Source organism: Saccharopolyspora sp. NFXS83, assembly GCF_026241095.1.
GTDB lineage: Bacteria > Actinomycetota > Actinomycetes > Mycobacteriales > Pseudonocardiaceae > Saccharopolyspora_C.
Map to the genome: position 1 here is coordinate 73,006 of NZ_JAPFGB010000022.1, position 21,796 is coordinate 94,801.

Annotated in this window: 25 protein-coding genes and 1 pseudogene; 18 read left to right on the forward strand and 8 right to left on the reverse strand. The window is 72.0% G+C overall.

The features are described 5' to 3' along the window. The first annotated feature begins 178 nt into the window (after positions 1–178). The 4 genes from yaaA (at position 179) to OOZ19_RS22240 (ending at position 3,747) form a co-directional block, all read left to right on the forward strand. On the forward strand, positions 179–922 hold the full coding sequence (gene yaaA / locus OOZ19_RS22225) for a peroxide stress protein YaaA (RefSeq protein ID WP_266092080.1): 744 nt from the start codon (positions 179–181) through the stop codon (positions 920–922). A 479-nt stretch (positions 923–1,401) separates the two neighbouring features. Then, positions 1,402–2,988: a DEAD/DEAH box helicase gene (locus OOZ19_RS22230; protein ID WP_416309479.1), complete on the forward strand. Its 1,587-nt coding sequence runs from the start codon at positions 1,402–1,404 to the stop codon at positions 2,986–2,988. A gap of 24 nt (positions 2,989–3,012) precedes the next feature. Then, on the forward strand, positions 3,013–3,315 hold the full coding sequence (locus OOZ19_RS22235) for a hypothetical protein (RefSeq protein ID WP_266092081.1): 303 nt from the start codon (positions 3,013–3,015) through the stop codon (positions 3,313–3,315). A 15-nt stretch (positions 3,316–3,330) separates the two neighbouring features. Then, entirely contained in the window at positions 3,331–3,747 is a 417-nt protein-coding gene (locus tag OOZ19_RS22240) for a pyridoxamine 5'-phosphate oxidase family protein (RefSeq protein ID WP_266092082.1), read from the forward strand. 52 nt (positions 3,748–3,799) lie between these two features. Here OOZ19_RS22240 and OOZ19_RS22245 read toward each other — a convergent pair whose 3' ends face one another. The 3 genes from OOZ19_RS22245 to OOZ19_RS22255 form a co-directional block, all read right to left on the reverse strand. Further along, a complete protein-coding gene (locus OOZ19_RS22245) occupies positions 3,800–5,644 on the reverse strand; it encodes an ATP-binding protein (protein WP_266092083.1) in 1,845 nt (614 codons plus the stop codon). 179 nt (positions 5,645–5,823) lie between these two features. Beyond that, the gene (locus OOZ19_RS22250) at positions 5,824–6,237 is read right to left on the reverse strand and encodes a MerR family transcriptional regulator (RefSeq protein ID WP_266092084.1); all 414 of its coding nucleotides are present in this window, start codon (positions 6,235–6,237) and stop codon (positions 5,824–5,826) included. A gap of 17 nt (positions 6,238–6,254) precedes the next feature. Beyond that, the gene (locus OOZ19_RS22255) at positions 6,255–7,262 is read right to left on the reverse strand and encodes an MDR family NADP-dependent oxidoreductase (RefSeq protein ID WP_266092085.1); all 1,008 of its coding nucleotides are present in this window, start codon (positions 7,260–7,262) and stop codon (positions 6,255–6,257) included. A gap of 422 nt (positions 7,263–7,684) precedes the next feature. On the opposite strand from OOZ19_RS22255, the gene cbiE reads away from it, so the two are divergent. The 5 genes and pseudogenes from cbiE to OOZ19_RS22275 all read left to right on the forward strand — a co-directional run bounded on the left by cbiE (position 7,685) and on the right by OOZ19_RS22275 (position 10,228). Continuing rightward, the gene (cbiE, locus tag OOZ19_RS22260; protein WP_266092086.1) at positions 7,685–8,899 is read left to right on the forward strand and encodes a precorrin-6y C5,15-methyltransferase (decarboxylating) subunit CbiE; all 1,215 of its coding nucleotides are present in this window, start codon (positions 7,685–7,687) and stop codon (positions 8,897–8,899) included. Then, complete coding sequence (cobM, locus tag OOZ19_RS22265) at positions 8,896–9,639, forward strand: precorrin-4 C(11)-methyltransferase (RefSeq protein WP_266092087.1); 744 nt, start codon at positions 8,896–8,898, stop codon at positions 9,637–9,639. Before cbiE ends, cobM begins: the two co-directional genes overlap by 4 nt. Before the next feature lie 24 nt (positions 9,640–9,663). After that, on the forward strand, positions 9,664–9,810 hold the full coding sequence (locus tag OOZ19_RS22270; protein WP_266092088.1) for a GNAT family N-acetyltransferase: 147 nt from the start codon (positions 9,664–9,666) through the stop codon (positions 9,808–9,810). A 9-nt stretch (positions 9,811–9,819) separates the two neighbouring features. Further along, positions 9,820–10,023, forward strand: a pseudogene (locus OOZ19_RS30215) (GNAT family N-acetyltransferase); the annotation flags it as partial. A 70-nt stretch (positions 10,024–10,093) separates the two neighbouring features. Beyond that, positions 10,094–10,228: a hypothetical protein gene (locus OOZ19_RS22275; RefSeq protein ID WP_266092089.1), complete on the forward strand. Its 135-nt coding sequence runs from the start codon at positions 10,094–10,096 to the stop codon at positions 10,226–10,228. Positions 10,229–10,232: 4 nt separating this feature from the next. Here the strand turns inward: OOZ19_RS22275 and OOZ19_RS22280 are convergent, their stop codons facing one another. Then, positions 10,233–10,757, reverse strand: a complete 525-nt coding sequence (locus OOZ19_RS22280; RefSeq protein WP_266092090.1) for a MarR family winged helix-turn-helix transcriptional regulator — start codon at positions 10,755–10,757, stop codon at positions 10,233–10,235. A 174-nt stretch (positions 10,758–10,931) separates the two neighbouring features. Between OOZ19_RS22280 and OOZ19_RS22285 the strand changes: the two genes are divergently transcribed. From OOZ19_RS22285 to OOZ19_RS22310, 6 genes are all read left to right on the forward strand, one after another. Further along, positions 10,932–11,996, forward strand: coding sequence for an alkene reductase (locus tag OOZ19_RS22285; protein ID WP_266092091.1), 1,065 nt, complete (start codon positions 10,932–10,934; stop codon positions 11,994–11,996). Between the two features lie 44 nt (positions 11,997–12,040). Further along, a complete protein-coding gene (locus OOZ19_RS22290) occupies positions 12,041–12,481 on the forward strand; it encodes a nitroreductase family deazaflavin-dependent oxidoreductase (protein ID WP_266092092.1) in 441 nt (146 codons plus the stop codon). A gap of 88 nt (positions 12,482–12,569) precedes the next feature. After that, positions 12,570–13,166, forward strand: a complete 597-nt coding sequence (locus OOZ19_RS22295; protein ID WP_266092093.1) for a TetR family transcriptional regulator — start codon at positions 12,570–12,572, stop codon at positions 13,164–13,166. 75 nt (positions 13,167–13,241) lie between these two features. Further along, positions 13,242–14,183, forward strand: coding sequence for an SDR family NAD(P)-dependent oxidoreductase (locus tag OOZ19_RS22300; RefSeq protein ID WP_266092094.1), 942 nt, complete (start codon positions 13,242–13,244; stop codon positions 14,181–14,183). 125 nt (positions 14,184–14,308) lie between these two features. Continuing rightward, positions 14,309–14,746 carry a nitroreductase family deazaflavin-dependent oxidoreductase gene (locus tag OOZ19_RS22305; RefSeq protein WP_266092095.1) on the forward strand — a complete coding sequence of 146 codons (438 nt, stop codon included), beginning with the start codon at positions 14,309–14,311 and terminating at the stop codon, positions 14,744–14,746. Between the two features lie 104 nt (positions 14,747–14,850). Continuing rightward, positions 14,851–15,594 (forward strand): 3-oxoacyl-ACP reductase family protein, encoded by a 744-nt coding sequence (locus tag OOZ19_RS22310; protein ID WP_266092096.1) that lies wholly within the window; start codon positions 14,851–14,853, stop codon positions 15,592–15,594. 107 nt (positions 15,595–15,701) lie between these two features. Here the strand turns inward: OOZ19_RS22310 and OOZ19_RS22315 are convergent, their stop codons facing one another. Continuing rightward, positions 15,702–16,574 carry a ketopantoate reductase family protein gene (locus OOZ19_RS22315; RefSeq protein WP_266092097.1) on the reverse strand — a complete coding sequence of 291 codons (873 nt, stop codon included), beginning with the start codon at positions 16,572–16,574 and terminating at the stop codon, positions 15,702–15,704. A gap of 69 nt (positions 16,575–16,643) precedes the next feature. Here OOZ19_RS22315 and OOZ19_RS22320 point away from each other — a divergent pair, with 69 nt between their 5' ends. Next, entirely contained in the window at positions 16,644–17,273 is a 630-nt protein-coding gene (locus tag OOZ19_RS22320; protein ID WP_266092098.1) for a TetR/AcrR family transcriptional regulator, read from the forward strand. 231 nt (positions 17,274–17,504) lie between these two features. On the opposite strand, the gene OOZ19_RS22325 is transcribed toward OOZ19_RS22320, so the two are convergent. Together OOZ19_RS22325 and OOZ19_RS22330 are read right to left on the reverse strand one after the other, a co-directional pair. Then, positions 17,505–17,702 (reverse strand): DUF397 domain-containing protein, encoded by a 198-nt coding sequence (locus OOZ19_RS22325; RefSeq protein WP_266092099.1) that lies wholly within the window; start codon positions 17,700–17,702, stop codon positions 17,505–17,507. Then, a complete protein-coding gene (locus tag OOZ19_RS22330) occupies positions 17,699–18,565 on the reverse strand; it encodes a helix-turn-helix domain-containing protein (protein ID WP_266092100.1) in 867 nt (288 codons plus the stop codon). Before OOZ19_RS22330 ends, OOZ19_RS22325 begins: the two co-directional genes overlap by 4 nt. 224 nt (positions 18,566–18,789) lie before the next feature. Here OOZ19_RS22330 and OOZ19_RS22335 point away from each other — a divergent pair, with 224 nt between their 5' ends. After that, positions 18,790–19,074, forward strand: a complete 285-nt coding sequence (locus OOZ19_RS22335) for a hypothetical protein (RefSeq protein ID WP_266092101.1) — start codon at positions 18,790–18,792, stop codon at positions 19,072–19,074. 2 nt (positions 19,075–19,076) lie between these two features. Here the strand turns inward: OOZ19_RS22335 and OOZ19_RS22340 are convergent, their stop codons facing one another. After that, on the reverse strand, positions 19,077–19,805 hold the full coding sequence (locus OOZ19_RS22340) for an alpha/beta hydrolase (protein ID WP_266092102.1): 729 nt from the start codon (positions 19,803–19,805) through the stop codon (positions 19,077–19,079). Positions 19,806–20,076: 271 nt separating this feature from the next. Here OOZ19_RS22340 and OOZ19_RS22345 point away from each other — a divergent pair. Then, positions 20,077–21,796, forward strand: a 1,720-nt coding sequence (locus OOZ19_RS22345) for a CocE/NonD family hydrolase (RefSeq protein WP_266092103.1), incomplete at its 3' end; no start/stop codon positions are given.

Sequence of the window (21,796 nt, forward strand, 5' to 3'; positions counted from 1 at the left end):
GGGCGCTCCTCGGGCGGGTAGAGAACTGCGGAATACCGGAGGTCCACGTGGTGGAACGCTCGGTCCTCGCAGGGTAGCGGCCACCACCGGGGTCACCGCCAGCGGATTGCCCGCGCCCGGGACGCGCCCGCGACGCCGATTCCCGCAGGGTCGACCGGGGTCACTACCCTGATCGCTCGTGCTGGTGCTGCTGCCTCCTTCCGAGACCAAGGCCGCGGGCGGCGACGGTCCGCCGCTGGATCTGGACGCGCTGTCCTGCCCGGAGCTCACCCCGACGCGGCGGAAGCTGGCGGAGGCGCTGCGCTCGCTCGCCGACGACGTCCCGGCGAGCCTGTCCGCGCTGGGCCTCTCACCTCGCCAATCCGGCGAGGTGGAGCGCAACGCGGCGTTGTTCGACTCCCCCACCGCCCCTGCGCTGGAGCGCTACACCGGAGTGCTGTTCGACGCGCTGGACGTCGCGTCGCTGCCGGCGGCCGAGCGGGCTCGGGCGGACGCGCGGTTGGCGGTGGCCTCCGCGCTGTTCGGCTTGGTGCGCGGCGGCGACCCGATCCCGGCGTACCGCTTGTCGGCGGGCAGCTCGATGCCCGGTTTCGGCACGTTGCGCGGGGTGTGGCGCCCGGTGCTGGAGCCGGTGCTGGGCGAGTCCGGGCAGCTGGTGGTGGATCTGCGTTCCGGCGCGTACGCGGCGCTGGCGCGGGTGCCGGGCGCGGTCGACGTCCAGGTGCTGGCGGAGAACGCGCGCGGCGAGCGCAAGGTCGTCAGCCACCACAACAAGTCCCACAAGGGCCGCTTGGCCCGCGTGCTCGCCGCCACCCTCGACGAGCCCACCTCGGTGCACGACGTGATCGACCTGGCCCGTCGAGCCGACATGCGGGTGGAACACCCGTCGGAGACCTCCCTCACCATCGTGCTCCCGGCCTGACACGCGCACGAGATCGCGTTTGTTCGGCGGACCGTGCCTCAAGGCGGCGAAGCAAGCCTGCCTTGCGGCCGAAGGCCGTGCCTGGATGCGCGCCAGCGCATAGCCCACGTCACAAAGCCGACCACCGGCGGGTTCTCAGCTGTCTTCTTGCGAGGACAGCATTTTCCCTCGTGGCGGAGCCACTTGGGGAAATGATCGCGCAGCGAGAAGACAGCGGAGGTTCCGCTAGCCCACCCCCCACCCACCCAAACCATGATCAAGATCTAAGCGTCAGCTAGACTCGGGGAGCACTGGACAAGGCGACCGCCTGGGACCAAGCCCGACGAGTCAAGCCGGACGTTCACCCCGATCCCCCCCCTCTCCGGCTCCGGTGCTCCCCGCCATCCACCAGCGGCGCCCCAGTCGCGCCGGGCTCGTCCTTGTGATCAGCGCGCGACCGCGCGGCCTCCCCGAGACGTGCCAGTTCCCGGAGGTTCGCTGTGCGTCCCAGTTCGTCCCCCGCTGCCCGTTCCCGGCGCCCCCGCCGCCGCGGCCCGGCCAAGCCCGCCGCGCCCGCCGCGCCGAGCCTGTTCGACCAGGTCGGCGTGACCGCGGTCGACCCGGCCCCGTTCGACTCGCTGGGCCTGCCGCAGAAGCTCGTGGCGAGCCTCGCCGAGGCTGGCCTCACGGAGGCGTTCCCGATCCAGGCCGCGACCATCCCGGACGCGCTGAGCGGGCGCGACGTGCTGGGCCGCGGCCAGACCGGTTCCGGCAAGACCCTCGCGTTCGGGCTGCCGCTGCTGGCGATGCAGCGCGGCAACGCCCGCGCGATCCACCCGCGCGGCCTGGTGCTGGTGCCGACGCGGGAACTGGCCACCCAGGTCACGAACGCGCTGAAGCCGCTGGCGAAGTCGCTGGGGCTGTACGTGCGCGAGGTCGTCGGCGGCATGCCGTTCAACCGGCAGGCCGACACGCTGCGCCGAGGCGTGGACGTGCTCGTCGCCACCCCGGGCCGGCTGTCCGACCACGTGCGCCAGGGCACTTGCGTGCTGTCCGAAGTGGAGCGCACCGCGCTCGACGAAGCCGACCAGATGGCCGACATGGGCTTCCTGCCGCAGGTCCGCGACATCCTCGACCTGATCCCCGCCAACGGCCAGCGCCTGCTGTTCTCCGCGACCCTCGACGGCGACGTCGACAAGCTGGTGCGCGAGTACATGACCGACCCGGTGGTGCACTCGCTGGCGCCGCCCGCGGCCAGCGTGGACAGCATGGACCACCACCAGTTCCTGGTGTCGGCGGACGACAAGCTCAATGTGCTGTCCCGCATCGCCGCCCGCGACGGCCGCACGATCATGTTCGTGCGCACCAAGCACCACGCCGACCGGCTGACGAAGAAGCTGCGCTCCTCCGGGGTGCGCGCGGGCGCGCTGCACGGCGGCAAGGCGCAGAACGCCCGGACCCGGATCCTCGACGAGTTCCGCGCGGGCACCACCGAAACGCTGGTCGCGACGAACGTGGCGGCCCGCGGCATCCACGTCGACGACGTGAGCCTGGTGGTGCACGTGGAGCCGCCGGCGGACCCGAAGGACTACCTGCACCGCGCCGGGCGGACCGCGCGAGCCGGTGCGACGGGCACGGTCGTGACGATCGTGACCGACGACCAGAAGCGCGCGTTCCAGCAGATGGCCACCAAGGCCGGCGTCACCGCGACGACGACGAAGATCGCCCCGCAGGACGCGGAACTGGTGCGGCTGACCGGTGCTCGGGAACCCAGCGGCGTCGCCGTCGCCGAACCGCGCAAGGACACCCCCCGCGGTGGCGGCGCGCGCAGCGGCTCGGGCCAGGGCCGACGTCAGGGCGGCGGCCGTGGTCGCGGCGAGGGGCAGGGTCAGGTGCGGTCGCGGGAAGGCCAGGACCGGCGTCCGTCCAGGGACGACCGTCCCGCGCGCGGCGACCAGCGCGGCCGTCCGGCCTGGGAGGACCAGCGGGGCGGCGCACCGCGCGGCGGCGACCGGGGCAGGCGCACCGGCGGCGGCCCGAACGCCCGCACCGGCCAGCGCCCCCAGCGCTCCCGCCAGTCCTGGTGATGCGGGGGGCCTCGCTCTGCTCTGGTGGTCATCTGGCGGGTGACCGAGTTTTCGACGTGGGCTATGCGCTTCGCGCATCCAGGCACGGCCTTCGGCCGCAAAGCAAGCATCGCTTCGCCGCCCACTGCACGGCTTCGCCGCAAAGGCACGGCCTTCGGCCGCAAGGCAAGCATCGCTTCGCCGCCCACTGCACGGCTTCGCCGCAAAGGCACGGCCTTCGGCCGCAAAGCAAGCATCGCTTCGCTCGCCCGGTTTCGCCGCGCGGCATGGCTTGTGGCCGTGAGGCGTGGTTTCGTCGGTGAGAAGGCGTGGATCCGCATCCGTTGAAGGGAAACCTGAGTCGTGGCGTCGTCGCGCACCGTGTCGTTGTCCGAGGCGAGCGCTGAATTCCTGGCGTTCTGGGCGGAGCCGCACGTGTGCACGTTGACGACGGTGCGCGCGGACGGCACGCCGCACGTGGTGCCGGTGAACTCCACGCTGGACGTCGCGACGGGGACCGCGCGGGTGCTGAGCTCGCGCGATTCGCACAAGGCGCGGCAGGTCCGCGCGGCCGGTGACGCCGGGGCGCGAGTGGCGCTGTGCCAGGTGGCCGGACGCCGCTGGTCCACGCTGGAGGGCGTCGCGGTGGTCCGGGACGATCCGGCCGTGGTCACCGACGCGGAGGCCCGCGCCACCGACCGCTACGGGCGCCCGCCCCGGAAGAACCCGAACCGCGTCATCCTGGAGATCACCGTCACGCGGGCCTTGAGCAACCTCTGACGCCGCGCGGATTCGTGCCGCCCATCGGGGAAGCCCCCGTGCGCGAGACGACCTACTCGCCGAACACCGGCGGCGCCGTCCGAGGCAGCAACAGGTCGTCCGGTTCCTCCAACCAGCTCGGGCGTTCGCGGTCCTGGTCGGCTGGATCGCGGGGAGCTCCCCCTCGGCCTTCGTTCACGACGCCGGACGCGATGGGGGCCGGGGCACCGAACCCGCGCCCGCCCGCGCTCGGTCCCACCGTCGGCGGCCCCGCTGGGAAGCCGGTTCCGGGGCTCCCCGGTTCCGGGGCCGCCCCACCACCACCGGCCGACACCAGGAAGTGGTGGAGACCTTCGCAGTCCGAGCCCCGGACGTCGTCGACGAACCGCGACAAGTCCCGTCTCCACTCGCGCAGCAATGCGGACCCGGTGTCCCGCTCCGCTTCGGCGAACATGTCCAGCCAGGGCAGCGACGCCGGCGAACCCGCACCGCTCAGCTCCCCGCCCCACCAGAGCACCGCTGGTAGCGCCGAGCGAGGATCACCGCACAACCGGTGGTAGCACTCTTCGACCAGCAGCGCCTGCCACTCCTCGTCGGCCGATTCGGGCGCCTCGACCGGGCCCAGTTTCGCTCGTCGTTCGAGGTAGTGCCGGGCCAGCGACCTGTTCCTGGTGGCGAATCGTTCAGGAGACCTGCCCCGCTCGTACCGCACCATCGATTCGCGGACCACGTCGTGGTACCGGAGACGGCCCTGGTCCTCCTCCGTGAACGGGTGCTGCCGCAGCCGGCGGAACACGTCCCCCGCTCGTTCCGGGCCCACCAGGACGGCCAGCACGTCTTCGTCGATCACGCGCGGCGACGCGGCGCGCAACGCGTCCTCGCGGTGCGTGCCGTCCTCTACCCGCTTGAGGAAGCGCTCCACGGCCGCCCCGCTGGGATCGGCGAGTTGCGCGGTTCCACGAGGGTTCTCCTCGGCGAGCATGGAAACCAGTAGCGGCAAGCCGCCGGAAAATCGGATCACCGCAGCGAGCGCGGACTGGTCGGCCACTCCCCTGCGGCGCAGCAGCGCCTCGGTCTCGCCCGGGGTGAACGGATCGAGCCGCCAGCTCTGCGTGATCGGCGCGTACTCACCCCAGGTGTTGACGTCGAGCGGGTGCTGTCCTGCGACGACCACGACCAGATTGGTCGGCAGTTCTCCGAACCGCCCCTCCAGCATGCGCAGCAGCCACGGTTCGACCACCGCCGAGGTGCGCTCGTAGTCGTCGATGAACAGCGCCAGCGGACGATGATCGGCCAACCGGCGCATGTCGTTGACCAGCAGCGGTGAGAGCTCTTCAACCGGGGACAGCAACAGCTCGACTTGGTCGTGGGTGCGGAACTTGTCGGCCAGGAAGGCCCGTGTTCGTTCCAGGTGCGAGACGAGCTCGTCGGAGGTGTACTCGTCGGCCACTGCGGTCAACCCTGGCACGGCGGTCTTCGCTATGCCCTTCCCGACGCGGACGACGTTGGTGAGGAACAGTTCCCTGGCCGCTCGCGGAGCCTGCGGGTCGGAGAGGACTTCGTCCCTGTTCTTCGAGTACTCCGCCAAGCGGATCTCGAAGGACCGCGCCTGGCCGCCCTGCCCGGCCCATTGGCGCGAGATCGCCGCCAGCGCTGAGACCGCGTCCGGCTCGACGTCGTCCACGACGGACGTCAGAGCCCCGTTGTCCAGCGCTATCGCCCGGAGTTGCCGCAGCAGCGCGGTCTTCCCGATGCCTGCCTGACCGTGCAGCGAGAACACGAACTTCCGGCTCGGGTCGAGCGGATCCAAGATCAGGTTGGCCCGAAATCCGTCGCACTGCGGCTGTCGGCCGACGAACACCTCGCGCTGGCGCTGCCGGATGAGCTCCTGCAAGCTGCGGGCGCGCCGACCGTCCATCCGATCATCGTGCCAGTCCGGATGCCCGCTCCGGGGCGAGTTCCGCGCCCTCCGCTGTTCTGGGGTGACCGGCCCTCCGGCCCGCTCTGGTCGGCCGGACGGGACGTCCGCCTGCACTGCGATGGCGGTTCGCACGATCCGCCCCGGTCGGCTGTTCGGCCCGGCCACGCCGGTGAGCGCTACCTCGCCGCGGAGTCGAGGGCTTCGAAGTGGGCGTGGCAGGCGGCGAGATCGTCGCGGAAGGCGCTGAGGCGGCTGATCTGGGCGTCGAGCGCCGCGAGGCGGTGTGCCGCGACCCGCCCGGCTTGGCGGAGCAGGTCCGCACGTCCGCCCGGCTCGAACGGGACGGCGCTCCCGGGCAGCGAATCGCCTTCCACGACGTGCAGGTGCGCTGCCATCGAGGCCACGTCCGCCACCGTCAGCCCGAGCGCCAGCAGTTGCCGGATGATCCGCACCCGCGCCACGTCGCGGGGCCGGTAGGTGCGCTGTCCGGTCGCGGTGCGCGGAGCCGGGTCGAGCAGGCCGCGCTGCTCGTAGAACCGCAGGGTGCGGGGCGTGGTGCCCGCCGCTGCCGCCGCGTCGCCGATCCGCATCCGCCGCGCCCCCGTTCCTACAACGCCACCAGCACCGAGCCCACGTGCAGCCCGGCCAGCACGTCCTGCAACGCCTGCGGGGCCCGGTCGATTCCGCCGACCCTGGTGTGCGGGAAGTCGATCTCCCCGGCGTGCAGCCATCCCGCGAACCGCTCGTTCCACTCCGGCAGGACGTCCGGGTGATCGTCGGCGCGGAAGGCCTCCAGCCGGACGCTCTTGGTGATCAGCTGCACCAGGTCGAGCTCCACGGGCGCCCGCATCCGGCGGTCTACCGGGGCGTACTGCGCGGCGAGCGCACCGGTGAGCGCGATCCGGGCGTGCGGGCGGGCGGCCTCCGCCGCGGCCCGCAGTTGCTCCCCGCCGACGAGGTCGACCACCACGTCCAACCCGTCCGGCGCCGCCGCCGCGAGCTGTTCCCCCCACGATTGCGGGGAGTCGCGCAGCACGACCGCGTCGTAGCCGAGCTCGGCGACCAGGCGCCGCGCCTTCTCCCGGGATCCGGCGCTGCCCACCACCCGGCCCGCGCCGAGCAGTCGAGCGATCTGGCCCGCCAGCGAACCGATCGCCCCGGCCGCGTTGCTGACGAACACCGCGTCGCCGGGGCGTACCGGCGCGACCCGGGTCAGCGCGGCGTAGGCGGTCCAGCCGTGCGACAGGTGCAGCAGTGGATCGGGCAGCGCATCGCCGAGCGGTGCGCATCGGCTCGCGGGCACCGCCGCGAACTCCCGCCAGCCCGCGCCGTGCGAGACGAGGTCGCCGGGGCGGACATCGCCGTCGCCGGTGACGACCTCCCCGACGGCCGGGCCGACCGGCACTCCACCGGGGTGCAGCGCGGGGAATCCGGCCACGTCCTGCCCGAGGGCGGTGGTGACGGCGGCGCCGAACACCTGGAAGCCGAGGTTGCGCACCAGCAGCTCCCCCGGGCCGGGTTCGGGGACGGCCACCTCGACGACGGTGAAGTCCTGCGCGGTGGGCAGCCCCGCGGGCGGGGTGGCGAGGCGGACCTCGCGGGACGTGCGGGGCATCGGATTCCTTCCTCCGGGAGCGACGGCGGCAGGACGTTAGCCCCTGACCCGCACGTCAAGGTCAAGCCCGCGCGGCCCGGTGACCTCGCGGCCAGTGGATCCCGCCTCCGAGAACACCCCGCGCCCGGGGCTGCTGCCGGCGCGGTCCTGGTGCGAGCAGACGTTCCTGCACCGGCCGACCGATCCGGAGCTGGCCGCGTCGTACCTGCCCGGACCTGTGCGAGGGCCGTGCCTGCGCGAACGAGCACCCGCCGTGGCCGCTGCACCGCGCGAAACTGCTGGAGCGCGCGGACGAACCGCCCGCGGCGCGGGGTTCGGGGTCGGCGGTGGGAACCGATGAGCAGGCGTGCCGGTGCGCTTCGGCCGCACCTGATCCCGCCCCCGGACCGCCCGCGGACCGCGCCCGTGATGAGGTGGTGGGTGTGAGTGCGCAGCAGAAACCCGTCGACGTCGTGGGCATCGGCGCCGACGGATGGGACGGCTTGCCCGCGACGGCGCGGCGCCGCGTCGAGGCGGCCGACGTCGTGTTCGGCAGTCGCCGCCAGCTCGACCTGATCCCGCCCGGCGCGGCGGAACTCGTCGCCTGGCCGTCGCCGATGCTGCCCGCGTTGCCGGCGCTGTTCGCCGAGCACGACGGCCGGGCGATCTGCGTGCTGGCCAGCGGCGACCCCATGTTCCACGGCATCGGCGCCACCTTGGCCCGCGTGCTCGGCGCGGAGCGGCTGCGGGTGCTGCCGCACGTGTCGTCGGTGGCGCTGGCCTGCGCGCGGCTGGGCTGGGCGGAGCAGGACGCGACGGTGGTGAGCCTCGTCGGCAGGCACGCCGAGCTGCTGCACCCGGAGATCCAGCCGGGACGGCGGCTGATCGTGCTCAGCTCCGACGAGCACACGCCCGCGCGGGTGGCGGCGCTGCTGGTGGCACGCGGCTTCGGCGGCAGCGCGATGGCGGTGCTGGGCGACCTGGGCGCGGCCGAGGAGTCCAGGGTGGACGCGACGGCGGCGCGGTGGCCGCACCCGGAAGTGCCCGCGCTGAACGTGATCGGCGTGCGCTGCGCGGCCGACGCCGACGCCGAACGCAGGCCGCGCACACCGGGCCTGCCGGATTCGGCGTTCCAGCACGACGGGCAGCTCACGAAGCGCGACGTCCGCGCGCTCACGGTGGCCCGGCTGGCACCGGCGCCCGGTGAGCTGTTGTGGGACGTCGGTGCGGGCGCCGGTAGCATCGCGATCGAGTGGATGCGCTGCGACCCGGCGAACCGCGCGGTCGCGATCGAGCACCGCGAGGACCGGGCGGCCCGCATCACGACGAACGCGATGACCCTCGGCGTCCCCGACCTGAGCGTGGTCATCGGTGCCGCGCCGGAAGCGCTGGACGACTTGGACGCGCCCGACGCGGTGTTCGTGGGCGGTGGTGCGACCGCCCCGGGAGTGCTCCAGCGGTGCTGGGACGTGCTGCGGCCGGGAGGCCGTCTGGTGGTGAACGCGGTGACGATCGAATCGGAGGTTCTGGTGGCGGACTGGTACGCCCGCTGCGGCGGTGAGCTGGTGCGGATCGCGGCGGAGCACGCTTCGCCGGTGGGCGGGTTCACCGGCTGGCGGCCCGCGATGCGGATCACCCAGTGGACGGTGACCCGATGACGGTGCACTTCATCGGAGCCGGGCCCGGCGCCGCCGACCTGATCACCGTGCGCGGCCGGGACGTGCTCGCCGCCTCCCCCGTGTGCCTGTACGCGGGCAGCCTGGTCCCGGTCGAGCTGCTGGAGCACTGCCCGGACGGGGCGCGGCTGGTCGACACCGCGGACCTGAACCTGGACGAGATCCTCGCCGAGCTGGTCGCCGCGCACGAGGCGGGCCGGGACGTGGCGCGGCTGCACTCCGGTGATCCTTCGGTGTTCAGCGCGGTCGCCGAGCAGATGCGCCGCCTCGACGCGGCAGGGGTGCCCTACGACGTGGTGCCCGGCGTGCCGGCGTTCGCCGCCGCGGCGGCGACGTTGAAGCGCGAGTTCACCGTGCCCGGCGTCGGCCAGACCGTGGTGCTCACCCGCACCTCGAAGCAGGCCACGCCGATGCCGGAGGGCGAGGACCTGGCGACGCTCGGGCGCAGCGGCGCGACGATGGTGCTGCACCTCGCGGTGAACCGGATCGAGGCGCTCGTCGAGGAACTGGTGCCGAACTACGGGGCGGACTGCCCGGTGGCGGTCGTCGCCGCGGCGAGCCGCGCCGACGAGGTCGTGCTGCGCGGCACCCTCGCCGACATCGCGGACTCGGTGCGCGCCGCCGGGATCACCCGCACCGCGGTCGTCGTAATTGGCGAGGTCCTCACGGCGTCCACGTTCCCGGACAGCCACCTGTACTCCACGACCCGCTGCCGCACCTGACCGACCACGGCCGATGAGGACCGCGTGATCGACGTCGTCGCGCCCATCAAGACCGAGCGCCCGTCCCTGCGCTCGTTCGCCGAGGACGACGCGGCGGAGGCGTTCACCTTCGAGCCACTGCCCGAAGTGACCCGTTACCAGTACGACGATCCCCGCATCCGCGAGGACTGACCGGCGCAGGTGGCGGAGCGAGCGGAGCGGATGTCGCTGCGCGCGGAAGGCGACAGCGTGGTGCTCGCCGCGGAGCTGCACGGCACGGTGATCGGCTGCGTCCTGCCGACCTGGCTAGGCGAGCGGCATCGGCAGGGCGAGTTCGGCTTCGTGCCGCATCCCGGTCACCAGGGCAACGGCTGCGCCACCGAGGCCGCGGCGGAGATGCTGCGGATCGGCTTCGACGGCTCGGCCTGCACCGGATCATCGCCGCTGCGACCCGCGGAACACGGGTTCGGCGCGGGTGGTGGAACGCCTCGGCGTGCGCCAGGAAGCGCACTTCGTGGAGTCCGAGGTCTTCGAGGGCGAGTGGGGCGGCGAACTCCACTTCGCGGCGCTCGCCGCCGAGTGGCGCTCCCGAGCAGCACGCACCGTCTGATCGTTCAGCCGAGCCGGTCGGGGGTCGAGGGGCACTCGGAGCCGAGGATGTTGCGCTCCAGGCGTTCCAGGGTTGTCAGCACGGCGGTCTGCTCGTCGGCGGAGAGGTCGCTGGTGGTGGCTCGTTCGAGCTCTCCCCACATCCGCTCGACCCGGTCGCGCAGCGCGAGCCCTGCCGCGGTGGCTTCGACGAGCACGACCCGTCCGTCCTGGTCGCTGCGGGTGCGGCGGACGAATCCGGCGCGTTCCAGCCGCTGCACGGTGCGGGTCATGGTGGCGGAGTCGGAGCCGAGCACGTTGATCAGGTCGGTCTGCCGTTGCGTGCCGGTGTTCCACAGGTGCATCAGCAGCAGTTCTTGGCCGGGGTGCAGGCCGCAGCTGCGCAGGAGTTGACCGGCGAACATCCGGTGCAGCCGGGCGAGCCGGAACAGCGCGTGGCTGACCGGCCCGACGGACGCGGGGCACGGCGGCGGCACGACTTCGTCGGGGGCAGACCCCGCAGGCACCGCGCAGCTCGGCAACTCGGCCATCGCCGCTTCACCTCCACAACCTGACCGGTCAGCGAATTAACTCTCCACGGTAACCGATCGGCCGCTGACGGCCCCGAACACTGTGATGAGCAAGGCAGAATTTCGTCCCCGGGAAGCATCCGGCTGATTTAACTGTTCGGACAGCTAAATCAGCACACTTCGGGAGTGATCACCATGAGCACCGCGTTCGACCCGCTCGACCTGGCCGGAACCCGACTGCGCAACCGCATCGCGATGGCCCCGATGACGCGCAGCCGCGCCGCCGGAAGCCTGCCCGACGCGGCCACGACCACCTACTACCGGCAGCGCGCCACCGCCGGGCTGATCATCACCGAAGGCGTGCAGCCGTCGGTGCGCGGCCAGGGCTACCCGTCGACGCCTGGCCTGCACAGCGATACCCAGGTGGCGGCGTGGCGGAAGGTCACCGACGCGGTGCACGCGGAAGGCGGCGTGATCTTCGCCCAGCTGATGCACGCGGGCCGCATCAGCCACCCGAGTTCGCTGCCGGACGGGCAGCTGCCGCTCGGCCCGTCCGCGGTCGCCGCGGAGGGCCGGATCTTCACCGCCGACGGCATGCAGGACCTGATCACGCCGGAGGAGCTCACCGAGGACGGCATCGGCGAGGTCGTCGCCGACTTCACCGCCGCCGCCCGCAACGCCGTCGACGCCGGGTTCGACGGCGTCGAACTGCACGGCGCGAACGGCTACCTGCTGCACCAGTTCCTGTCCGACAACGCGAACCTCCGCACCGACGGCTGGGGAGGGTCGGTCGAGGGGCGGATCCGCCTCACGGTCGAGGTCGCCCGCGCGGTGGCGGCGGCGATCGGCTCGCGCCGGGTGGGCTTGCGGATCTCCCCCGGCACCGGCGCCAACGACACCGCGGAGAACGCGGTGGCCGAGTCGTACTCGGCGCTGATCGACGCGATCAACCCGCTGCACCTGGCGTACCTGCACGTGCTGGAGAGTCCGGATCGGGACCTGACGCTGCGGCTGCGCGACCGGTTCGACGGCGCGTTCCTGCTGAACCCGCACACCCCCGGTCGCCCTACGGGCCTGGCGGACCTGCCGCTGGTCGAGGAGGGCATCGCCGACGCGCTCACCTTCGGCTCGCTGTTCCTGGCGAATCCGGACCTGCCCGCGCGGCTGGCCGCGGGCGGCCCGTTCAACACCCCCGACGCCACCACCCTCTACGGCGGGGGCGAACACGGCTACACCGACTACCCGCCCCTGGCGGCGTGACCCGAAGTCGATCTTCCGAGTCGACTCGCGAACAGGAGACCACGATGGACGGAAACACGATCACCGCCGAGTTCGCCGATCGGTTCAACGCGCCGATCATCGACGAGTTCCGCGCGAACGGCGGCCAGGTGGGCGGCGAGCTCGCCGGAACACCGATCCTGCTGCTGCACAGCGTGGGAGCGCGCAGCGGCGCCACCCGCGTCAACCCGATGGCGTACCTGGAGCACGAGGGCCGCTACCTCGTGATCGCCTCCAAGGCCGGAGCGGACACGCATCCCGCCTGGTACCACAACCTGAGGGCGAACCCGGACGCCGTCGTCGAGGTCGGCGCCGAGACGCTGCGGGTCCGCGCCGAAGAGCTCACCGGCGACGAGCGGGAGGCCCGCTACGCCGATGCGGCGGCGGCGCTCCCGGTCATGGCCGAGCACCAGAGCAAGACCGACCGGCTCATCCCGATCATCGCCCTGACGCCCACCGGCGGCTGAGCGACCCGGGTGGGCGCCCCGCGCAGGCCGAGCGGGGCGCCCACCGCACGAACGGATCGCGCGCGGAGCGGGGCCGTACACTGCGGCCATGGCTGAGCGGCTTTCCACGCGGGAGATCTCCCGGCGAGCGATCCGCCACAAGATCGAGTCCGTCGCGATGGAGCTGTTCCTGGAGAAGGGCTTCGACGCCACGACCGTCGACCAGATCGCCGCCGAAGCCGGGATCTCCGCGCGCAGCTTCTTCCGCTACTTCCCCACCAAGGAGGACGTCGTCACCGGCGACCCGGTGGAGTACGGCGTGGTGCTGCGGGACGCGCTGGAATCCCGCCCGACCGGGGAGGACGCGGCGACCGCGGTGCGCGGCGCGCTGGCGGAGTTCATCGGCTCGGTGGCCGCGAACCCGGCGGCGCTGGGCATTTCGACGATCATGCTGAAGACGCCCTCGCTGTGGGCGAAGCACCAGGAGAAGCAGCGGGTGTGGGTGGAGCTGTTGCAGCCCGAGACCGTGCGACGCCTGGGCGGCGCCCCGCATCCGGACCTGCTGGCCGGGGCGATCCTGGAGTCGGCGTTGGCGACGTTCCACGCGAGCCTGATGCACTGGGCTTCCCGCGATGGTGACGATGACCTGCACGAGCTGTTCCGGTTGGCATCGTCGGCGACGAGAGGGGCACCGCTCTCGACGTGACAGTCAACGTCAAAGTTGACAGTCACTGCCACATTTGACATACACTGCCAGCACAACGTCTGGCAGGAGTGTCGCATGTCCCTCATCACCACCCCCTTCGGTTCGAACTCCACCGCCGACGAGGTCGCGGCCGGCCACGACCTCACCGGCAAGCGCGCGGTCGTCACCGGGGCCGCCTCCGGGATCGGCGTCGAGACGGCCCGCGCGCTCGCCCGCGCCGGAGCGGAGGTCACCATCGGCGTCCGCGACCTGGCCGCGGGGCGCACCGCCGCCGAGGACATCGCCGCGACCACCGGCTCCGAGGTCCGGGTCGCCGAGCTCGACCTCCTCGATCTCGACGGCGTGCGCCGGTTCGCCGGCTCGTGGCGCGGACCGCTGCACCTGCTGATCAACAACGCCGGGGTGATGGCCGTGCCGGAGCTCCGGCGCACCCCCGAGGGCTGGGAGCAGCAGTTCGCCACCAACCACCTGGGCCACTTCGAGCTGGCCACCGGCCTGCACGCGGCACTCGCCGAAGCCGAGGGCGCCCGGATCGTCGCGGTGTCCTCCAGCGGTCACCACGCCTCCCCCGTCGTGTTCGACGATCTGCACTACGAGCACCGCCCCTACGACCCGTGGAGCGCCTACGGGCAGTCGAAGTCCGCGAACGCGCTGTTCGCGGTGGAGGCGACCCGGCGCTGGAGCGGCGACGGGATCCACGCCAACTCGCTGATGCCCGGCGGGATCATGACCGGCCTCCAGCGCCACGTCCCCGCCGAGACTCGCGCCGAGTGGTCCCGGGCACCGATGCTGAAGACCCCGCAGCAAGGCGCCGCCACCACGCTCGTCGCGGCGCTCGCCCCCGAATTCGCGGAGGTCGGCGGGAAGTACCTGGAGGATTGCGCGGAGTCCCCGGTCATCCCCGACGACGCCGAGACGACTCCCGTGAGCGGCGGTGTCCGGCGGTGGGCGCTGGACCCGGAGGCCGCCGAACGGCTCTGGGAGGTCTCGCGGCGGCTGCTCGACGACGCGGCATGAAGCGGGAGCTCGTTCCGCGTGGCGGGCCGGAGGCTGAACCCTTTCCCCGGGGCACCTCCGTTCCCTACTCTCAACGAGTTCGATCTTCAGCCGCACGAAACCCCGCAGCAGGAGGCGCACACCCAGTGGACGGGAACGAGATCACCGCGAGCGTGGCGGCGCGGTTCAACGCCCCCGTGATCGAGAAGTTCCGGGCGAACGGCGGCCTGGTGGGCGGGACCTTCGCCGGGGTCCCGCTGCTGCTGCTCCACAGCACGGGCGCCCGGACCGGCCGCGACCACCTCACGCCCTTGGCGTACCTGGAGCACGAGGGCCGCTACCTGGTGTTCGCTTCGAAGGCGGGAGCCGACGTCCACCCCGACTGGTACTTCAACCTGAAGGCCCATCCGGCCGCCCGCATCGAGATCACCACCGACGTCGTCGACGTCCGCGCCCACGAGCTCATCGGTGTGGAGCGCGACGTCAGGTTCGCCCAGATGACGGGCCTGTTCCCGTACTTCGCCGCGCACCAGGCCAAAACGGAGCGCGTCTTCCCCGTGCTCGCCCTCGCCACCACCGGCTGATCCCGGCCCACCCGTCCTGCCGAGTTGCGCAGCGGTACCGCGGGAGCCGCGCGGTTGCTCTACTCGGTGGGTCGGGGGATCGCGCGAGGAAGGGAGAGCTCCGCATGGCTCAGCCGCTCGCAGGGAAGTCGGCGCTGGTGACCGGCGGGTCGCGCGGGATCGGCGCGGCCATCGCCCGCCGCCTCGCCGAGGACGGTGCCGCCGTCGTGATCACGCATTCGAACTCGGCGGAGGCGGCGCGGCGAGTGGCGGCCGGGATCAGCGCCGCCGGTGGCCGCGCGCTGGCCGTGCGCGCGGACGCCGGTGCGCCCGATCAGGTCCGGGCCGCGGTCACCCGCACCGTCGAGGCGTTCGGCGGCCTGGACGTCCTGGTCAACAACGCCGCGACGGTCGCCACCGGCCTGCTCGACGAGTTGTCGCTGGAGGAATTCGACCGGGCGCTGTCGATCAACGTCCGCGGCCCCTTCGTCGCCATCCAGGAGGCGTCGAAGCACCTGCCGGCAGGTGGGCGGATCATCAACATCGGCACCTCGATGGTCGAGCACAACCCGTTCACCGGGAAGCTCGCGTACGTCACCGGCAAGTCCGCCCTCGCCGGGCTCACCCGCAGCGCGGCCCGCGACCTGGCGTCGCGCCGGATCACCGTGAACAACGTCCAGCCCGGGGCGATCGACACCGCGCTGAACCCGGCCGACGGCCCCCGCTCGCACGTGCTGCGGGCCATGATCCCGCTGGGCCGCTTCGGCACCGGCGAGCAGATCGCGAGCCTCGTCGCCCACCTGGCAAGCCCGGACGCCGACTACATCACCGGAGCCACCATCAACGCCGACGGCGGCTACGCGACTTGAGCTTGTCGTCCTGGTGGGGCGCACCCGGCTGATCATGAATGAGCCGGGTGCGAGGACTGTGGGATCGGTGGTGGTGTGCGTGGTGCGGTTTCGCCGTCTCGGGTTGCTCAGCGTGCTCCCGCGAGGGCGTGGATCTGTTCGGCCAGCCGCTCGAGTTCGGCCACCGTGGCGGCCGAGGGGCCGTTGAGTCCGCTGTGCGCGGCCGTCGGGCTCGCCAGGAAGCGCCGGAGCAGGGCCACGAGGAGCCCTATCGGCAGAGCCCGCAACCCGGCGAACGCGCGAGGTACCGGTAGCGTCGCCATGGCGGCGAGGTTCTGCCGCACGAGGCGGAGCATGTCGCGAACCGCGTCCGGGTCGTCGGCCAGCACTACCGGGCCGCCCGCCACGTGCACCGCCTGCCCGAGCGGGACCTCGAACGCGGCGTGCGTCTTGAGCCAGGCATCCATGTGCGGTTCGGCCTTGGCGTTGAGCCCGGCGGCACGAAATGTCTCCACGATCCGTTCCAGCCGCGAAGTCGTGCGGCCGTCGGGCTCGCCGATCGGCATCGCAACCCGGCGTGTCAAGAAGTTGGTCTTGCGGTAGCGGACCACGTCGCCGTCCATCGTCCCGGCGACCGCGGGGAAGCCGAGCAGCACCCGCTCGTGGCCGATCACCGCACCCAGCGGCTGCGCGCCGGACGCCCAGTTGTGGAGGAACAGCACGTCACCTTCGAGACCGGCGAGCGACTCCAGCACCACGTCCACCTGGTGGGCGCGGACGAAGACGGTGATCAGGTCGTACCTGCCGTCCGGGTCCTCGACCACCGGTACCGGTACCCGCCTGACAGCTGGGCTGTCTCCCTCGGCGAGCTGCACTCCGTGCCGTCGCAGAGCGGTCAGGCGCCCACCCCGGGCGAGGAGCGAGACGTCATGACCGGCCTCGTGCATGCGGGCGGCGAACAGGCTGCCGAGCACTCCGGCGCCGTACACGAGCAGCTTCACGTCAGACCTCTTTCACACGGTCGTTGAATCATACGTTCGTTTCATACAAACATATGTACAGTCCCTGAGATGGCGCCCTCAGAGACCCGCACCCAGATCCTCGACGCGGCCGAGCACCTCTTCGCCGAGCACGGATACCGCGGCACCTCGGTGCGTGCGATCACCGAACTCGCCGGAGCGAACCTGGCCGCCGTCGGCTACCACTTCGGCTCGAAGGCGGAGCTGATGGCCGCAGTCGCTCGCCGCGTGCTCGATCCCATCAACGCCGCCCAGTGCGCCGGGCTCGACGCACTGCTCGCCCGGACCCCCGACCCGCCGGTCGGCGAGCTGGTGGAGGCATTCGCGGGGCCGCTGTTCGACGAGATGCCAGCCGGCGACGAGGGCGGCGCCCGAACGTCCCGGCTGATCGTGACGATCCTCAGCGACCCAGCCGAGCAGGCACGCAGCTGGACCGGCCCGGCCGAGGCCTCGGTCCGCGAGCGCTACCTCGCAGCTTTCGCGCGCGTACTGCCCGGCCTTCCCGCGGAAGAGCTGTGGTTCCGGATACGGGGGATCCTTGCCGTGACGGCCGTCGACCGCGTCGAGGTGCACCAGCAGCCCTCCCCCGGCTGCGCGTCCCCGGTAGCGGGCGAAGCGGCCCGGCGATGGGCGATCACGTTCCTGACGGCAGCGATGAACGCGCCACCGACCCGGACCTGATGTCTGCGTTGCTGGTCGCTCAGCGGAACCTCGGCGGCTTCCTCGGTGCCCCTGGTCCGGTGTTGGCTGCGATTTCTCACGTAGGCCCCTGCACGGCGAAATCGCTGTCCTCGCGAGGAAGCAGCTGAGAATCCGCCGGTTGGCCGGTTGCTCAAGCCGGTCACTGCTCAGCGGCTCCGCCGCTGACACGACGGCTACCGGCAACCCGCGCGGAACGCGCTCGCGCCGCCATCACCGGTCGAAGGTGCCCGCTCGGGTAGCGGCGGTGAAGTCCGACCAGGTCGAGGCGGTGAACGTCAGAATCGGGCTCGTGCAGCCGAGTTTGGAGTCGCGGACACCGACGTGGCCCATCGTCGAGCCGACTTCGACGCAGCCGTTGGCGGCGTGGCTGCGGCTGGACTTCCGCCAGCGGGTGATGCGGCCGGTCATGCGTGCTCCTCCAGAACTCGTTTGATCAGGTCGTTGGAATCGGACGTCTTCAGCGCCGTCGACTTCAGCCGGTCGAACGCCGCCCGGAACGGGGACACGGCGGCGGGTTCCTCGTAGTAGAGGACCTCGATCCGGTTCTCCACGTAGGCGGTGCCGAGCTCGTCGTCGAACTCCGGCGGGTAGGTCAGGAGCATGAACGCGCCGTCCACGCCGGTGAGCAGGCCCGCCGAGAACGGTTGGATCCGGATCTCGACGTTCGGCTGCTCGTTCCACTCCAGCAGCGCCTCCAGCTGCGCGGCGTGCGCTTCGGGGCCGCCGTTGACGTGGTGCAGCGCCGCCTCGCTGAGGATCGCGTGCACCGACGGGGCCCGGCCGCCGCCGAGGACTTCGCGCTGCCGGGCCATCCGCAGTTCGACGCGGCGTTCGCGGTCCTTCTTGCGCAGCTTCGGAGCGCCGCCCCGCACGATCGCGTCCGCGTACGCCCAGGTCTGGAACAGGCCCGGCACCAGGTGGGTGTCCCAGCTCTCGATCCGCTCCGCCATCGTCTCGACGCCGAGGAAGAGCTTGAGGTAGTCCGGCAGCGCCTCCTCGGAGTCGAACCTGATCCACCAGTCGGTGCTCTTCCTGCTGCGGTCCCGCAGCGACAGGAAGAACTCGACGCGTTCCGCGGCTCCGTAGAAGCGCAGCAGGGTTTCGAGCTCCAGGGGTTTCGGCATCCGGCGGCCGACTTCGAAGTGGCCGATGTTCTGGACGCTGCCGCGAACGGCTTTCGCCGCTTCGGCCCGGGTGATCCCGGCCCGTTCGCGCAGCCGCGTCAATTCCCAGGCGATCCAGCGCTTCAGCGCCGTCGGACTCGTGCTCACCCGCCGCCCTCTCCGTGTCGTGGCGTTAGGAGTGTGCCCGTCCGCGACGACCAACATCATCACCCGATCAGGGATCTAGTCCGGAGCAGGTGCCGAATGTAGCGTGCTCCACATCGGTGATCACCGTTTCGCCAGGTGGGCGAGGCTGCGCTCAGCTCCGGCACCGCCGATACGGTCCGACGCGGTTCGGACCCGATCTCCTCCCGTCGAACGGAGTTCGCGCCATGGATGCGATCGGCAACCTGCGACACCTCGTGGAGCAGGGGTTCCAGGGCGCTCCGGTGCACAACGACGTCGGCGACCTGGACGCCCTGATGTACGTGCGGCACTGGCCGGCGGGCGTGGTCGACGTGGTGATCGTCTACTCGCACGAGGAGGCTTTCGCCTATCGCGCGAGCGGAATCGCCCCGGACGCCTCGCTGCGGAACTTCCCGGCGCGGGTGCACTGGCGGCAGGCGGGGCACCCCGATTCCGTCACCACCGCCGTGCTCGGCCTCGACGAACCCTGAGCTCAGGCGCGCAGCGCCCGCAGCACCCAGGACATCGCCCGGGTCACGGCCGCGCGGGAGGCGGGCGCGTGGTCGAGGACGTCGAACGAGTGCCGGCCTTCCGGCACGTCGATCACGTCGAGGCGCGCGACGCGCGCGTGCGCCTCGGCGATGAAGGCCTCGACTCCGGCCGCGATTTCGGCGGCCTCCCGACCGGCCCTGGTCAGCAGCATCGGCGGCGCACCCGCCGACGCGAGCGCCTCCGCCGGGCGGAACCGGGGATCGACGTCCCAGCCGGGCAGCGGTGCCAGCACCGGGTAGCTCGCGGCGACGCAGCGCAACCACTCGGGCGCCCCGCCGATCCAGTCGGCCGTGAGCAGTCCGCCACCGGAGAAGAACCACAGCGCCACCCGACGTGGGTCAACTCCGGGAAGTTCTCGGGCTTTCGCGACCGCGGCGGAGATCGCGTCCGCCGCCACCGGGTAGTCCGCGGGCGAGTGCAGCGGGTGGTCGACGGTGACCCCGACCGCCCCGCTACCGGCGGCCAGCGAGCCGTAGCCCCGGAACACCGGCCACTCCCGCGGAGTCGGCCGCAGCTCCGGCGGGAGCGGGCCGCCGTGCACGAACAGGACCACCGGCAGCGGCTCGCCCGCGTCCTCGACCGGCCGGTAGACGTCGACCGCGCCGTCCCGCTCCGGCTCGATCTCGGCCACGGGGAGCACGAACGGTTGCAGGTACGTCGGTTCCGCCATGGGGCGATCACACCAACACGCCCGCTGCGGCGCAACGGATTTGCGAGCCCGCGCGCAACGATCTCCGTCGATGTCCTCCCGCGGCGACCAGACCACCGAGGTTCCGCCACCGGCCCCGCGAGGCAGGCCCTTCCGGACGCACTGCTCGCCATGGCGCTGGTCACACCGGTGTTGAGCATGCCGCTGCGGCCGGGTGTCTGCTTCGTCGGGCAGTGATCGTGCCGTTCGTCGAGCGGTCGCACCTCGCCCACCGCCGTTCTGGGAGGAACAAGTGAAAAGATCCCGCGCCGTCGCCTGCGCCGCCTCGGCACTCGTCGCCTGCACGCTGACCGGCACGTACGCCGCCACCGCGGCTCCCGGCTCGGGGGCCGTCGCCACCGCGGACGACCCGGTCACCCACGAGGAGAACGACCGCGTCCCGGAAGGCGCCGCCTGGACGCAGCACTACTTCCCGTCCTCGGACGGTTCCGGCACCGAGCTGCACGCCGACGTGCTCGTGCCGGAAGGGCTCGCCGAAGGCGAGCGGGTGCCGGTCATCATGTCGGCGGGCTCGTACTTCGGGCACTCCGGTGAGACCAACGTCGAGGACTTGCCGCACACCGGGCCGTCCGCCCGCTTCAACGACTTCATCGAAGGCACCGACCTGTTCCAGCGCGGCTACGCGTTCGTCATGGTCGACACCCGCGGCTTCGGCGGCTCCACCGGATGCCTCGACTTCGGCGGCCCCGGTGAGCAGGCCGACGTGAAGGCGGCGATCGACTGGTCCGCGGGCCAACCGTGGTCGACCGGCGCGGTGGGCATGTACGGCAAGTCCTACGACGCCATCACCGGGCTCATCGGCAACAACCTGGACCAGGACGCGCTCAAGGCCGTCGTCGCCCAGGAACCCATCTGGGACCTGTACCGCAACATCCACTCCAACGGCGTGCCCCGCACGACCATCGCGCAGACCTCCACCACCTACAACAAGATCGCGGCGCTCCCGCAGATGCCGGACGACGATCCCCGCTACCGCGCCAACGCCGAGTACGAGCAGGCCCACCCGGAATGCCTCTTGGACAACCTCGCCGGGTACCAGACCGGTGACCGGGAATCCGGGTACTGGCAGGCTCGCGACCTCGCCGAGCAGGCGAAGGGCACCGACACCCCGCTGTTCGTCACCCAGGGCTTCCTGGAGTGGAACACCGAGGCCGAGGCGATCCAGGAGTACCTCGACAACCACCAAGGCCCCGAACGCGGCTGGCTCGGCCAGTGGGACCACAAGCGCGGCAACGACCGCACCGCCGACGGGCGCCTGGAAATGGGCCGCGAAGGCTGGTTCGAGGAGACGATCTCCTTCTACGACCAGCACCTCAAGGGCGTCGAGCCGCCGGTCGCGCACCCGAACTACGCGATCCAGGACAGCGGCGGCGCGTGGCGCGGGCAGGAGACCTGGCCGACCCCGGACGTCCCCGCCACCGTCCCGCTCGGCGGCGGGTCCTACGTGGACGACGGCGCGGAGGGCGGGCCCACGGCCGAGAACACCTTCACCGCGTTCTCCGAGCCGGTCGCGCAGGACACCCGGCTCACCGGCACGCCGCGGATCTCCTTGGACGCCGAAGGGCGCGGCAACGCCATGGTCCAGCTCTACGACGTCGCCCCGGACGGCAAGGCCGTCATGTTCGACGAGCAGGTCTCCGTGCTGAACTCGGGCACCACGACCTTCGACCTGAAGTCGACGGACTGGACGCTGCCCGCCGGGCACTCGCTGGCCGTCGGCATCGGCAGCGTCCAGCCCAGCGGCTCCACCGCGCCCTTCCGGGACTGGATGGACTCGCCCTCCCGCGACACGATCGAGGTCACCGACGCCCGGCTCGACCTCGCGCTGGAGGACCCCGCCGACGACGTCGCCACCGCGGGCGCAAGGGCACCGTGGCTGGACACCTACCTCCTGCTCAACACCAAGGACCTCCCCCTCGGCGACCCGACGTTCACCCTGCCCCCGGCCCGCC

Coding starts and splice junctions, on each gene's coding strand:
- OOZ19_RS22250 (WP_266092084.1), bottom strand. CDS start 6,237: ATGCGGATCGGCGACGCGGCGGCAGCGGCGGGCACCACGCCCCGCACC.
- OOZ19_RS22290 (WP_266092092.1), top strand. CDS start 12,041: ATGGACGGAAACACGATCACCGCCGAGTTCGCCGATCGGTTCAACGCG.
- OOZ19_RS22335 (WP_266092101.1), top strand. CDS start 18,790: ATGGATGCGATCGGCAACCTGCGACACCTCGTGGAGCAGGGGTTCCAG.
- OOZ19_RS22340 (WP_266092102.1), bottom strand. CDS start 19,805: ATGGCGGAACCGACGTACCTGCAACCGTTCGTGCTCCCCGTGGCCGAG.
- OOZ19_RS22285 (WP_266092091.1), top strand. CDS start 10,932: ATGAGCACCGCGTTCGACCCGCTCGACCTGGCCGGAACCCGACTGCGC.
- OOZ19_RS22255 (WP_266092085.1), bottom strand. CDS start 7,262: ATGCCCCGCACGTCCCGCGAGGTCCGCCTCGCCACCCCGCCCGCGGGG.
- OOZ19_RS22295 (WP_266092093.1), top strand. CDS start 12,570: ATGGCTGAGCGGCTTTCCACGCGGGAGATCTCCCGGCGAGCGATCCGC.
- OOZ19_RS22325 (WP_266092099.1), bottom strand. CDS start 17,702: ATGACCGGCCGCATCACCCGCTGGCGGAAGTCCAGCCGCAGCCACGCC.
- OOZ19_RS22310 (WP_266092096.1), top strand. CDS start 14,851: ATGGCTCAGCCGCTCGCAGGGAAGTCGGCGCTGGTGACCGGCGGGTCG.
- OOZ19_RS22300 (WP_266092094.1), top strand. CDS start 13,242: ATGTCCCTCATCACCACCCCCTTCGGTTCGAACTCCACCGCCGACGAG.
- OOZ19_RS22245 (WP_266092083.1), bottom strand. CDS start 5,644: ATGGACGGTCGGCGCGCCCGCAGCTTGCAGGAGCTCATCCGGCAGCGC.
- OOZ19_RS22320 (WP_266092098.1), top strand. CDS start 16,644: ATGGCGCCCTCAGAGACCCGCACCCAGATCCTCGACGCGGCCGAGCAC.
- OOZ19_RS22280 (WP_266092090.1), bottom strand. CDS start 10,757: ATGGCCGAGTTGCCGAGCTGCGCGGTGCCTGCGGGGTCTGCCCCCGAC.
- cobM (WP_266092087.1), top strand. CDS start 8,896: ATGACGGTGCACTTCATCGGAGCCGGGCCCGGCGCCGCCGACCTGATC.